Below are 12,799 nucleotides of genomic sequence, written 5' to 3' on the forward strand. Positions count from 1 at the left end.
TGAATGTAAGTCTGATTTTGCAACATTTGTAAAAGAACTTGGAAATCATCACTGGGATCTTTCTAATAAATTTGATTAGGTATATGTGCAAATATGAGAGCAGTTATAATTGATAAGCCTACAAAGGCAGAGGATATATTTCTTAAGGAGGTTCCAATACCGGAGGTTAAATCCGGATGGGTCCTTGTAAAGATAATGGCTTTCGGTCTGAATCATTCTGAACAGATTCTTAGGGAATATGAAATAGAAAGAGATTATATAAAAAAGCCTGTTATTCCGGGAATTGAATGTGTCGGACTTATTGAGGATCCTTCAGATTCCGGATTGCCAAAAGGACAGAAAGTAGCTTCCCTTATGGGTGGAATGGGAAGAAGCTTTGATGGAAGTTATGCAGAATATGCACTACTTCCTATCAGTCATGTATTTCCTATAGAAACAAGACTTAGTTGGGAAGAGATGGCAGCAGTGCCGGAGACATATTATACAGCATGGGGGTCACTGTTTGAGGGACTAAGGCTGGAGCCCGGCGATAAACTTTTGGTTAGAGGCGGTAGCTGTGCACTTGGGTATATGTCAATTCAGATTGCCAAAGCATTGGGTTGCAAGGTTGTAGCGACAACACATAGGTCATCAAAACTTCAACGTCTAAAAGATGTAGGTGCTGATGAGTGTATTCTTGATAAAGGTGATTTGTCGGATGGCAGTATAAGAAATAAGGTAAGTGGAGTGACAAAAGTACTTGAGCTGATTGGTGGTCGCACTGTAATTGACAGCTTAAGTTGTCTTACAAATGGTGGAATTGTATGTCAGACGGGAGTGCTCGGCGAGTTTGCAATACCTGAATTCTATCCTATCACACAGATACCGAATGGGACATATTTGACAGGATTTCATTCGAATTATCCGAGTACAAAAGATCTGAAAGATATATTTGCATTCATAGATAATCAACATCTAAAGCCACTTATCGGTAACATCTACAAATTTGAAAATATCAGAGAAGCTTTGATTGATTTGGATAATCATAGGACAAATGGTAAAATTGTTATTGTAGTTTGATGATATAACAATTAGCTCAAAATCACCTTCCTGTAAACAGATGGAGACCTTCGGTTCTATGTCTTTGTTGCAATCTATGTAATCTAAATATATCATTTCATTGCCACCTGATATTGTATCGGCAATAATAACACCCACATTTCTTGGGTACTCCCATTCATCAAACCACATATTTTTATTGGGTTTACCACCGTTTTGTGTTTTCATAAGTTCTATATATGATTTCGTCTGTCGGATATAGAGTTAATTTCAAAACTAAGCCGATATCCACGCAAAAGGGATAAACCCAAGTATCCGGTGTGGCTTCTAAGGGTAGTTCCAACTCACAATAAATTTTTAAATAGATTAATTCAAGCTCTTTTTCAGTTCTTCCAAAAATAATTCGGCTGTCTTTGATAATATGGTTTTACTTGACCATATTATCTTCATAGGAGATGAAATATGTGGGGAAATTTCTTTGAAAATTAAATCGCTTTCTGCACTTGTATCTATCAATTTATCAAGGCAAAAAGCATACCCTAATCCCTCTTTAACAAAAATACTTGCATTATAAAGAAGGTCGTATGTGCCTACTATGTTAAGAGTTGATTGTATGTTTTTTAGTTCATTCGGCATTTCATCAGAAAAACCCTGTCTTGAAATGATAATAGGTATTTTTGAAATATCATTTATAGTTATATTTGTTTTATTGGACAATTTGCTATCTTTACGCATTAAAATGCCCCATTTGTCCATATAAGGTAAGTTTAGTGAATTAAATGAGGAGGTATCAAGACTCTGTACCGTTACAGCAAAATCTAAAAGTCCTCCATTTAACTGTTCTGTAACTTTTTCAAAATTACCGCTGTATAGATGAAATTTGATATTGGAATATTTATCGCTTAGTGATTTAACGGCTTTTGCAACTATAGTTATTCCATAGGACTCGGCACAGCCTATGTGTAAATCACCACCGTTAAAATTATTCATAGACTTAAATTCATTTTCTGTTTTATTAACTATGTTTAGTATATCTACCGCTCTTTTGTAAAGAAGTTCACCTTCAGAAGTAAGTTTCACACTGTAGTTGGAGCGGATAAACAGTTTTTGCCCCAGCTCATCTTCTAAATCTTTAATTTGTTTTGAGAGAGTGGGTTGTGTTACATGCAATCTTCTTGCCGCTTTTGTCATGCTGTTTTGGTTAGCCGTTTCTACAAAATAGTTCAATACTCTAATTTCCATACTTACCTCCTAAAAATTTTAATATATTATAACACAATTATAATTAAAAAGAATATCTAAATATAAGACATAGGTATTTGATATTTTTAAAACGGATATTTATAATACAGTTGTCAGCGGTGTTTCGGCAAAATTTATAAAGAGGGTTGAAGAACAATAGGAGGATAATAAAATGATGACAACAGAAAAATTGAATTTAACAAATACATGGGATAAGAAATTTGATAAAGGCGAGGAAGTAAATCATAAAAAAATAACATTTATAAACCGTTATGGAATAACTCTTGCGGCTGATTTATATGAGCCTAAAAATTTTACAGGAAAACTTCCGGCTATAGCCCTAAGCGGACCTTTCGGTGCGGTAAAGGAACAGTCATCAGGATTATATGCACAGGAAATGGCAAGGAGAGGATTTATAACTGTTGCATTTGATCCCTCATTTACAGGAGAAAGTGGTGGAAGTCCAAGATATATGGCTTCGCCGGATATTAACACGGAAGATTTTCAAGCGGCAGTTGATTTTTTAAGTAATTATGAGAAAGTAGACCCGGATAAAATCGGTATTATCGGAATTTGCGGTTGGGGCGGTATGGCATTGAATGCGACAGCGATAGATACGAGAATTAAAGTAACGGTAGCTTCTACTATGTATGACATGACAAGAGTAGCGGCAAAAGGGTATTTTGATTCACAGGACAGTGAAGAGGCAAGATATGAAGCAAGAAAAAGATTTAATGAGCAAAGAACAAAGGACTATCAGGCAGGAACCTATGAAAGGGCAGGCGGTGTAGTTGATCCGCTTCCTGAGGATGCTCCTCAGTTTGTGAAGGACTACTATGCTTATTACAAGACAGAGAGAGGCTACCATAGCAGATCCCTTAATTCAAATGACGGATGGAATGTGGTAGGAACCATGTCATTTCTTAACCAACCGATTTTGAAGTATAGCAATGAAATTCGTAGTGCAGTGCTTATAGTTCATGGAGATAAGGCACATAGCTACTACTTCGGTAAAGACGCCTATGAAAACATGATAAAAGACAGTAGTTATACAGATAATAAAGAGTTCCTTTCAATTGAAGGGGCTTCACATATAGACCTCTACGATAATATGGAAGTGATTCCTTTTGATAAAATACATAAATTCTTTGAAGAGAATATGTAATCAGAGGATTCATAGAAAGTAATAATATAGAGCAGTATTTTATTTTGAATTTAGCAATACCCGACACACACTCTTATAATGTTTGTCGGGTTATTTGATTTTTAGGGAGAAACTACTTAAAATCCTCAAACATTGTCTATTCCCCATTTTTCCAAACTTGAATTAACTTATCAACTTATATTATAATCATGTTTAGTAATTAAAGTAAATATTAATAAAGATAGATTCTACCGGGTGGGGGAGGTTTTAATGAGTGAAAATGGACCTATGGATTTGAAACAACAAATGATCAAGCTTATTGAACATTTATACAATGAAAATATTATTATAGATGTAAGTGCAAAGGATTTAGACAGTCAAACATTTGACGGACTGGTCATTTTATTAAGAGATATGCTTAAAGAAGAATACCCAAAGACAAAGTTGAAAAGAATTATGAAAAGCGTTCATTATGCAAACGGTTTTAGTGATTTGGATTTAAAACAAAGTGCATTCATACTTGATGAAATTGAACAGTATCTTTGTATAAATAAATTTCTTAATCATGATAAGTCGGTTAAGTATTTTAATAAGCGTATAGTATCAAATGAGTTTGAAATAAATCCACAAAATATGGTTTTGGTTATGATAGAAAGCTTACTTTGCAGTAAGAGTAAGTTGTAGTTTTATAGAATTGGGGTAAGATATGGCAAAGGGAATAATATATTTAATGGCTACAGTAGTTTCAGGACTTATAAAAATTGGAAAAACAGGGAACGAACAATTTGAAAATAGGATGAGATTTTTAGAAAGTAACGGATATGCAAATATAACAGGTTTAAAGAGAGTGTTTGCAATTGAAGTTGATGAATATGACGATAAGGAAAAACTTATCCATGACATATTTAGCAAAAGTAGAATTTCTAATACTGAATTGTTTGCGTTGGATATAGAAATAGCGAAATCATTATTGGCATCATTAGATGGGAGACAAATATATCCAAAAGATAAAACGAAGAAAGAAGTATTTGAAGAATCAACAGAGGAAATAAAGCTTAAAACCAACACCGGGTTTATTCCTGATGGAGAATACTTTCTAAACCGTAATATAAAAGGCTTTGGAAAAGTTAGTGGTAAAGCTATTGTCAAAGATGGTGTATTTACCCTTTTAAAGGGAAGTATTTGTGGAGACACCGGGAATGGATTTATTCCTTCCATTAGAAAAAATGCAAAAATTGATAATAATATATTACAAGAGGATATAGTATGTAGTAATCCGTCAAGTGCAGGCTGGGTAGTTATAGGCAAGTCAAATAACGGATGGGTTGAGTGGAAGGATATGAAAGGGAATTCTATAGAGATATACAGGGATAAGCCATAGTTTTGAGGGACTTAAAATGGGAATAATAGCAAATTATCAATATTTAAGCGACAGAAACTTAATAGAGATGAAGCTCTTTTATAATTAAGCAGTTGATGATATTGAAGATGATAAAGATGGTATTGATGATATAGAAATACAACTGGATATGGATAAGATGCGGGATGCAATGAAATTCGCACTGACTGGAGTTGGGAAGGATGGTGCTATAGAAAATAATCATCTTAGTGAGGCTATTGTTGGGTTGAATTCTATTAAAAACTCACAGTAGTATATAGCTTATACGCAAAAGTCGCAAGTTAAGGATATATTTCTCGCTCTTGAAGATTTTGATATAGAGAAAGCCTTGGAGAATCTAGGTATAAGACGGTTTAAAGAAGCAAATATATATCTGAATATCTGGGATTATGAAGAAGATGCTGATAAAATAAGAGAAGAATTAATGGAGTATTTCCAAATACTAAGAGATTTTTATAAGAAAATACTTGAAGTGAATGGAAATGTAGTGATTATTATTTGCTAGTATAATGGAAGTGGAGACCGGAAATTCCAAAAGGCTTCAATTGTTTGGAAGTAGTTTGGGACTGATACACCGTTATTTATCAGAAAATAAGTATAAAGTTATAAGAATTTAGGAGAATATATGTATTTAGGTAATCGGAAATTTTTGAAGGATTCTTTGGAAGTGGCACATGAGTATCTTAAAACGGCTATGCAGGATGAAAAATCTGCGGTTATACTTGAGAGCAGAGAACTTTATAATCAGGCAGCGTACTTTTATGTGCAGGCTATGGAAAAACAGATTAAAGCCAAAATTGCTCAGATTGTGGATGTGACAAATGCTTATTATAAGGAAATGATAAAAAAGACTATAGGGCATTCACTTGATAAGTCAATTGAGATATTGGTGCAGATATACGGCAAAGGCAATGCTATGGTTGAGGAAAGGTTGAGAGAACAGCTGCTTATAAAGGTGCTGAAAGATATCAAATTCTCGGCGCTCAACAATAAAACCAGATATCCGGATTTTGATGAGAATAAGAAAAAGTATGCTGTAATAGAGATGGACAAAATAGATTGTGTAGAGCTTGCAAAAATGCTCAAAGCACTTAAGCAATATTTAACGGATTTGGAAAGATATACTGATTTATAGGAACGGAATAATTATGGGTGGTAAAAAATATGTGTGATTATTGTTCAGATATTAAAAAGATAGAATACTTTTCCACGCCCAAACTATATGAAGAAACCATAGAGTATATTAAAGAATTGGTTGAAAACAGGGGTTTTATAGTAGTTGAAGGAAGTTGCAAATTAGGGGAACATATAAAAGACGGGCATTGGATTGATGATATTATTTACCATGTTATAAAATGTCCGAAATGCGGGAAGAGATTTACCTGCACTGTAAATACCTATAGAGGTGGCGGGTCTTTTAAATAAAGGAGGAATTATGAGTTTTTTATTTGTGGCACTTGGAGGAGCTATAGGAGCAATGGCAAGATATGCGATAAGTCTTATACCGGTTAAAACAGGATTTCCGATACTTACACTTATTACAAATATAGCTGGTGCAATATTGATCGGTTTTATTGTCGGGTTTACAAGTAACAAGGATAATATATCGGGTAATACCGTGCTGTTTTGGAAGACGGGTGTATGTGGCGGATTCACTACATTTTCAACATTTTCACTTGAAGCGTTTAACTTGCTTGATAATAAGCAATATACATTAGGCGGATTATATATTGTATTAAGTGTTGTATGCTGTATATTCGGTATCTTATGCGGAAAGAGGTTGGCTTCGGTGGTAAAGATATAAGTAATGAAGTCTTGAAAAATTGTCATAAGGGAGAACCTGTATATTTGACTAAGAATGGCAGAGGAGGTTTTGTAGTTATGGATATTGAAGATTATGAGCGTGGTCATGCAGAGAAAAAGCTTTTGATGAAGTTGCAGGAGGCTGAAGAGGTTGTAAAAGATTGTGAAGGTTGGTTGAATTTGGACGAATTGAAAGCACCGGTGGAGGAGTAAGATATGCTGTTGGATACAGAAAGATATGCAAGTGTTATTGAATAAGGCAAGGATGAGGTAACTAAAATCAATGAAGGCAATTTAAAAGAGGGATTTGAAACTGTGGATAAAGGCTGGAGAGCATTCCCGGAGTCGGGAGCCAAGTGAAATCATGGCTATGGATATGCCAAATCTTTCTTTAATAAATCTATTGAAAATAATGATTTGGCAAATGCCAAAATATGGCTTGACAGAATGACGGAAAATAATGATAACCTACATAATTTTGACGAAAAGTTGGAGCATATGGAGGGAAAGTATGCATATGAAAACGGTGAGCTTGATAAGGCCTTTGAAATATGATATAAGGAATTCTATAAGTCAAGAAAATAAAATATAAAGCACATAGCTTAAAAAATTTCTGCTATGTGCTTTTTTAATTTTATGAGAATCTGCCTTTAGCCATCTCGTAGGTCTCATCTGCAAGAGACATTGTAGATTTTCTATGTGAAACCAGTACAATGGTCTTTCCTGCGCTTTCCCCTGATAGTGATTTTAAGATAATACCTTCATTCAGTACGTCAAGATTACTGGTAGGCTCATCCAAAAGCAGGAAGTCACCATCATGTAAGAAGGCTCTGGCAAGCCCTATACGCTGCTTCTCACCGTCTGATAGTGAATCGCCCAGCTCACCTACATTGGTGTCATAGCCATTTGGAAGACTTGATATAAAATCATGTATACTTGCCTTTTTAGCTGCATTGTAAATTTCTTCAAGACTTGCATCCTGTTTGGATACTCTTATATTATCTGCAATAGTTCCTTGAAATATAACGGTTTCCTGAGTAACATATCCTATCATTTTACGAAGGTCCTCTGTATTAACATTCTTTATATTTTTACCTGAAATATGAATCTCGCCTGTATTTACATCCCAAAATCTCATTAAAAGCTTCAACAAGGTGGATTTACCTGATCCGCTTACACCATGTATTCCAAGGACCTTACCTTTTTTGATATCAAGTGAGACATTGTCAAGTATAATCTCTTCAGCATATGAGAAGTTTACATTATCAACATCTGCACCTTCAAAGGATGTAGCTTCTTTGCCTGATACTTCTTCTACAGTCGGTTCTTCCTCAAGCAATGATAATACACGTTCACCACAGGCAAGAGTCTGATTTAAATTATTTGAGAGTGAAGAGAGAGCAACAGTCGGTCCGAAAGAACTCATCATAGCCAATGTTGCAATAAGCATCTGTGAAAAGCCTATACTTTCATTTTTATAAAGCATCAGCATATAAAAGAACATTAACCATGAGAAAAGCTGGATAACAATGTTTGTCGCAGCTCTTTGAGAACCCTCAAAGAAGCTGAGCTTTCTTTGATTATCAGACAGTTCCAAAGACTTTGAGTCCATCTCATTTGAGCGTACCTCACCTTGATTATACTGTAATATTTCATCCACACCGTACATGCTGTTTATGACAAAGTTGTTCAGTTCACCTACATTATTTCTAAAGTTCATTCCGGCATCTGCACTGCGACTACCGTTCCAAAGAGGAAGAGCAATTCCTACAGTTATGTATGCAAGCAATGAAATAATACCTGCAATAGGATGTTGATACCATATAAATATAACCATTATAAGAGATGTTATAAAAGCAATGGCTATAGGTGATATGGTATGTGCAAAGAATACCTCCAATAACTCTATATCACTTGTTATAATAGCAATAAGGTTACCTTTTTCCTTACCCTCAAGTTTTGCAGGGCAGAGCTTTCTAAGTACTGCAAAAACCTTGTGTCTTATAATTGCAAGTATTCGGAATGCGATATAGTGATTACAGTACTGTTCACCATAGTGAAGAATACCCCTTGCAACAGCCATTACGATAAGGGAAATAAATATTTTTCCTGAAAGATTCGGAGCGGAAGTAAAGCTGTTATGTAACAGAGTATAAAGTCCATGCAGTATGCCGTAGCCACCTGTAACGGTAAGGAAGATAGCACATAAAAAGCCGATGACGCCAAGAAAAATTCCAAGTAACATAACACCTGTCAAAGGCTTTATCAAAACAATCAGACTTCTCATAATTGAAAGCCCGGATCTTCTTGTGATTTTTTTCATTATTCTGATATCTCCTTTCTCTTTGAGAAATTCTCAAGATTCATTTGCTCTGTAAAGAGTTTTTCATAAGCACCTTTATTATTCATAAGTTCAAAGTGAAGCCCTGATTCTACGATACTTCCGTTCTTAAGCATAAATATCTCATCACTGTTAACTACATTTGCAAGTCTGTGTGATATAAGGATAACGGTTTTTGTTTTTGATAATTCATGTATTACATTCATTATTATCTCTTCGCTACCGGCATCAACATTTGATGTGGCTTCATCAAATATATATACCGGTGTATTATGAAGAAGAGCTCTTGCAAGTGAGAGTCTTTGATTTTGGCCTCCGGAGAGATTGCTTGCATTTGAGGTCAGTTTTGTATCAAGTCCGTCTTGAGAATTGATAAAGGCAAGAAGATTAACTTTTTCCAGTGCCTCATTCATTTCTTTTTCTGTAGCATTTGGATTGCCCATCAAAAGATTTTCCCTTACAGTACCTGCAAACATCCAACTGCGATGCCCTACAAAAGTAAAATGAGAGAGTATTGTTTTGCTTGTAAGTTCACTATGTTCATCATTATTTATCTTCAGACTTCCGCTGTATTTTAGATTTTTACCCATAAGTATACCTGCTATAGTGGATTTACCGGAGCCTGAGACACCTACTATTGAAACAAAGGACTTTGGTGAGATAGTCATATCTATTCCGCTTAATATAGTCTTTCTTGGGTCGTATGAGAAAGAAAGATTCTCAAGTGATATTTTTATCTCTTTATCATTTATCTCTTTACTACCTCTTTGTTGCTCAGGAAGATCAAGGAATGCAAATATATGATCACTTGCTTTCATTCCGTTCATACCTATGTGGAAGAAACTTCCCAAAATTCGCATTGGAAGGAAAAATTCTGCTACAAGGAATAAGAACATTAACATTCCAAAAAGAGAAATCTCAGCTTTATAAAACTGTAAAAGGGCACTGATAATTCCTACAGCCGCACCGCCATATGCAACTATATCCATAACAGAGGTACTGTTAAGCTGCATCATCAAAACTTTCATTGTTATTTTTCTAAATTGTTCCGACTCTCTATCCATATCATCTGCAGCAGTTTTATCAGCCTGATATATCTTGAGAGTTGTCATACCTTGCAGCTTTTCAAGGAAGCTGTCACCAAGACCGTAATATATGTCAAAGTAATGGCTGAGCAGCTTCTTAGCTACTGTCATTACAAGCATTATAACTATGGGTATCAGAGGAACTGCTATAAGAAGAATAACAGCAGATTTCATACTGATTCTCATTAAAACTATAAACAGAGTCAGTGGAGCAAGTAATGAGTAGAAAAATTGACTCAAATACCTGCTAAAATATACTTCAAGCTGTTCAACACCCTCACCTGCCATTTGTACGATTTCAGAGGTATGTACCTGCTCTCTGTAAGCAGGACCTAAGCGAAGTACCTTTTCATATATACGGTTACGCAAGATTCTCTTTACATTTGCACCTGCATGAAAACTTGCTTTAGTGTAGAGTTTGTCACATATTGTTCTTATCAAAACGCTTGCAATGACGACAATAACAACTCTTGGAATATGAGATTCAAAGGCTGTATCTAAGAAAGCTTCTTGAATAAGTCCGGTAATGTTTATTGCAATGATTATTTGCATAATAAGAGATATCCATTGCCATAGAACCTGGTAGAGTATATATTTTCCGGAGCCTTTCAAAATACGAATAAGTCTCATCTTGATCATAAACTAAAGACCTCCATATTTTTTAAATTTAGCCGACAAAGATGTAAGCACATGCTTTATACACATAATTGGATGGTAAAGCATAATGCGCGGTCCTGAAAATTTCATAACTTCCTTTATTTTTATTCTCATATCGGGAGAATAACAGTGAACTTTACAATTACTGCAAAAGGTTTTTGTTTTCATAAACGGACAATTCTGAATTCTTGAATGTGCATAGTTCATAAGTTCCTGACAGTCTTTACATAGACTACCGGTATGACTATGCTTACCACGACAGTATATTTCTATCATCCTAGTGACGGCTTGTAATTCATCTTGCCTTTTCCTTTCAGTTTTTTCTGAATTCATATAATTTATCCTTTCAATATAGAAAAATGGAATGAAACTTTTAATAATAAACGTAGATTATGTATATATAAATATAACATGACTTAAGGTGTTTTTCTATTATAAAAAGTTAGGAATGCCTAAAATATCGGTTTTATTTTAGTTTGGAATGATATAATTTTATGCTCTAAGTTTAAGTAAATGCTCTTAAAGTTAGGGTATTTTATTTTAGAAAAGATTTGACACATTATTAATAATACGGATATTTGTGTGAATAAATATTTCAAATTTTCTTTATAAAATAAATAAGATATATGTTATAATATACCCACAGGTAAGGTATTTACTGAATATAGTCATGGAGGTTTTATATGTACTATACAATTACATTGAATCCGGCTATTGATATGCTTACAAAGGTCAATAATTTTGAACTTGGTAAGCTTAACAGGACCGGTGAGTCAAAATATGTTGTGGGAGGCAAGGGGATAAATATTTCTCTGTTGTTAAAAAATATCAGTATAAAGAGCAAGGCGCTTGGCTTTATTGCCGGATTTACAGGATACTATATTAAAGAGGAGTTAAAGAAACAGGGAATAGAATCTGATTTTGTTGAAACGCAGGGGTTTACAAGGATTAACATAAAACTTACTACAGATACAGAGACTGAGATAAATTCACAAAGTAGCAGCGTAAATAAGAAAAATATAGATGATTTCTTTGGGACTTTAGATGAACTTTCAAATGAGGATTGTGTATTTTTATCAGGAAATATCATACCCGGGATGGAAGATGAAGACTTTGTAAATATAGCAAAGAAGGTGAGAGAAAAGGGTGCCAAGCTGGTGGTGGACAGCAATAAAGAGATGGTACTTGATACACTTAAATATAAGCCTTTTGCAGTAAAACCGAATGAGTTTGAACTTGGTGAGATGTTTGGTGTAAAGGTAGATACTGTTGAAGATATTGCAAAGTATGCAAGAAAACTTCAGGAAATGGGTGCCATAAATGTCTTGGTTTCAAGAGGAAGCAAGGGCGCAATACTTTTTACAGGTGAAGGCGAAGTTTTTTGTGCAAATGTAGCAAAGGGAAAAGTGGTTTCCACTATTGCAGCAGGTGACAGTATGCTTGCAATGTTTGTAGCAAAGTATGATGAGAGTAAGGACTATAAGCTGAGTTTGCAGTATGCATCGGCGGCAGGAGGTGCTACATCATTTTCCGCAGGTGTAGGAAAAAGAGAACTTATTGATGAATTGTCGGTACAAATAAAAGTAAATAAATGTGATCTGTAAAGGGGGTTGTATGACTTTAACAGAGTTGATTAGATTTGATTTGATTCAGTTCGGCTTTAAAGCAGTTGATAAAAATGATGCTTTGAATAAATTAACCGATATGCTTGTGGAAAAGAAGATTATCGGTACAAAGGATGAGTTTTTGAATGCACTTTTGGAAAGAGAAAAACTCTCTACGACAGGTGTGGGAGACGGAATAGCTATACCGCATGCCAAGGCAAGTTGTTTTGAAATAATGCTACCGCAATCCCACCGGCTTTAGACGGTGGGTTAAGGTAGCAAAAAATAGATATTTGTGATACAATAACCGGCGTTATGGGAGTATGGAAATCAAAGAATAGACACAAATATTTATTACAGTATCATATTATTTTTGTATGTAAGTATAGAAAAAAGCTTTTAGCATTAAAAGGAATGTATGCGATATTTCTGAAGAAATGTTAAAGCAATATATAAAAAATCAAGGGTAGAAAGGCGAGTGAGCTT

15 protein-coding genes and 2 pseudogenes are annotated in these 12,799 nt (G+C 34.7%); 13 read left to right on the forward strand and 4 right to left on the reverse strand.

The genetic code is table 11. The features are described 5' to 3' along the window. Positions 1-93: 93 nt before the first annotated feature. The gene (locus HMPREF0381_RS05330) at positions 94-1,059 is read left to right on the forward strand and encodes a zinc-binding dehydrogenase (RefSeq protein WP_008750890.1); all 966 of its coding nucleotides are present in this window, start codon (positions 94-96) and stop codon (positions 1,057-1,059) included. A 345-nt stretch (positions 1,060-1,404) separates the two neighbouring features. Here the strand turns inward: HMPREF0381_RS05330 and HMPREF0381_RS05335 are convergent, their stop codons facing one another. Beyond that, entirely contained in the window at positions 1,405-2,280 is an 876-nt protein-coding gene (locus HMPREF0381_RS05335) for a LysR family transcriptional regulator (protein WP_008750891.1), read from the reverse strand. A gap of 172 nt (positions 2,281-2,452) precedes the next feature. Between HMPREF0381_RS05335 and HMPREF0381_RS05340 the strand changes: the two genes are divergently transcribed. The 9 genes and pseudogenes from HMPREF0381_RS05340 (at position 2,453) to HMPREF0381_RS15330 (ending at position 7,181) form a co-directional block, all read left to right on the forward strand. Then, a complete protein-coding gene (locus HMPREF0381_RS05340) occupies positions 2,453-3,445 on the forward strand; it encodes an alpha/beta hydrolase (protein WP_008750892.1) in 993 nt (330 codons plus the stop codon). Positions 3,446-3,694: 249 nt separating this feature from the next. Further along, complete coding sequence (locus HMPREF0381_RS05345) at positions 3,695-4,108, forward strand: hypothetical protein (RefSeq protein WP_008750893.1); 414 nt, start codon at positions 3,695-3,697, stop codon at positions 4,106-4,108. 22 nt (positions 4,109-4,130) lie between these two features. Beyond that, positions 4,131-4,805, forward strand: coding sequence for a DUF4357 domain-containing protein (locus tag HMPREF0381_RS05350; protein WP_008750894.1), 675 nt, complete (start codon positions 4,131-4,133; stop codon positions 4,803-4,805). A gap of 100 nt (positions 4,806-4,905) precedes the next feature. After that, positions 4,906-5,328, forward strand: a pseudogene (locus HMPREF0381_RS15690) (DUF1877 family protein). A gap of 120 nt (positions 5,329-5,448) precedes the next feature. After that, positions 5,449-5,958: a HEPN domain-containing protein gene (locus tag HMPREF0381_RS05360; protein WP_008750897.1), complete on the forward strand. Its 510-nt coding sequence runs from the start codon at positions 5,449-5,451 to the stop codon at positions 5,956-5,958. Positions 5,959-5,987: 29 nt separating this feature from the next. Next, the gene (locus tag HMPREF0381_RS05365; RefSeq protein ID WP_008750898.1) at positions 5,988-6,248 is read left to right on the forward strand and encodes a hypothetical protein; all 261 of its coding nucleotides are present in this window, start codon (positions 5,988-5,990) and stop codon (positions 6,246-6,248) included. A gap of 10 nt (positions 6,249-6,258) precedes the next feature. After that, positions 6,259-6,627, forward strand: coding sequence for a fluoride efflux transporter CrcB (crcB, locus tag HMPREF0381_RS05370; RefSeq protein WP_040461175.1), 369 nt, complete (start codon positions 6,259-6,261; stop codon positions 6,625-6,627). Beyond that, complete coding sequence (locus HMPREF0381_RS05375) at positions 6,591-6,839, forward strand: type II toxin-antitoxin system prevent-host-death family antitoxin (protein WP_050784243.1); 249 nt, start codon at positions 6,591-6,593, stop codon at positions 6,837-6,839. Before crcB ends, HMPREF0381_RS05375 begins: the two co-directional genes overlap by 37 nt. A 204-nt stretch (positions 6,840-7,043) precedes the next feature. Continuing rightward, complete coding sequence (locus HMPREF0381_RS15330) at positions 7,044-7,181, forward strand: hypothetical protein (RefSeq protein ID WP_008750902.1); 138 nt, start codon at positions 7,044-7,046, stop codon at positions 7,179-7,181. A gap of 79 nt (positions 7,182-7,260) precedes the next feature. On the opposite strand, the gene HMPREF0381_RS05385 is transcribed toward HMPREF0381_RS15330, so the two are convergent. The 3 genes from HMPREF0381_RS05385 to HMPREF0381_RS05395 are packed head-to-tail and all read right to left on the reverse strand — an operon-like array spanning position 7,261 to position 11,042. Beyond that, on the reverse strand, positions 7,261-8,949 hold the full coding sequence (locus HMPREF0381_RS05385; RefSeq protein WP_008750903.1) for an amino acid ABC transporter ATP-binding/permease protein: 1,689 nt from the start codon (positions 8,947-8,949) through the stop codon (positions 7,261-7,263). Further along, positions 8,949-10,691 carry an ABC transporter ATP-binding protein/permease gene (locus HMPREF0381_RS05390; RefSeq protein ID WP_008750904.1) on the reverse strand — a complete coding sequence of 581 codons (1,743 nt, stop codon included), beginning with the start codon at positions 10,689-10,691 and terminating at the stop codon, positions 8,949-8,951. The genes HMPREF0381_RS05385 and HMPREF0381_RS05390 overlap by 1 nt, the downstream gene beginning before the upstream one ends. Before the next feature lie 3 nt (positions 10,692-10,694). After that, positions 10,695-11,042 (reverse strand): nitrous oxide-stimulated promoter family protein, encoded by a 348-nt coding sequence (locus tag HMPREF0381_RS05395; RefSeq protein WP_008750905.1) that lies wholly within the window; start codon positions 11,040-11,042, stop codon positions 10,695-10,697. Positions 11,043-11,392: 350 nt separating this feature from the next. Here HMPREF0381_RS05395 and pfkB point away from each other — a divergent pair, with 350 nt between their 5' ends. From pfkB to HMPREF0381_RS16075, 3 genes and pseudogenes are all read left to right on the forward strand, one after another. Beyond that, positions 11,393-12,313, forward strand: a complete 921-nt coding sequence (gene pfkB, locus HMPREF0381_RS05400; protein ID WP_008750906.1) for a 1-phosphofructokinase — start codon at positions 11,393-11,395, stop codon at positions 12,311-12,313. Between the two features lie 10 nt (positions 12,314-12,323). Further along, positions 12,324-12,575 (forward strand): PTS sugar transporter subunit IIA, encoded by a 252-nt coding sequence (locus tag HMPREF0381_RS05405; protein ID WP_008750907.1) that lies wholly within the window; start codon positions 12,324-12,326, stop codon positions 12,573-12,575. A gap of 53 nt (positions 12,576-12,628) precedes the next feature. After that, positions 12,629-12,724: pseudogene (locus HMPREF0381_RS16075) on the forward strand (IS200/IS605 family transposase); the annotation flags it as partial. Positions 12,725-12,799 lie beyond the last annotated feature (75 nt).

This window comes from Lachnoanaerobaculum saburreum DSM 3986 (genome assembly GCF_000185385.1).
Lineage (GTDB): Bacteria > Bacillota > Clostridia > Lachnospirales > Lachnospiraceae > Lachnoanaerobaculum > Lachnoanaerobaculum saburreum.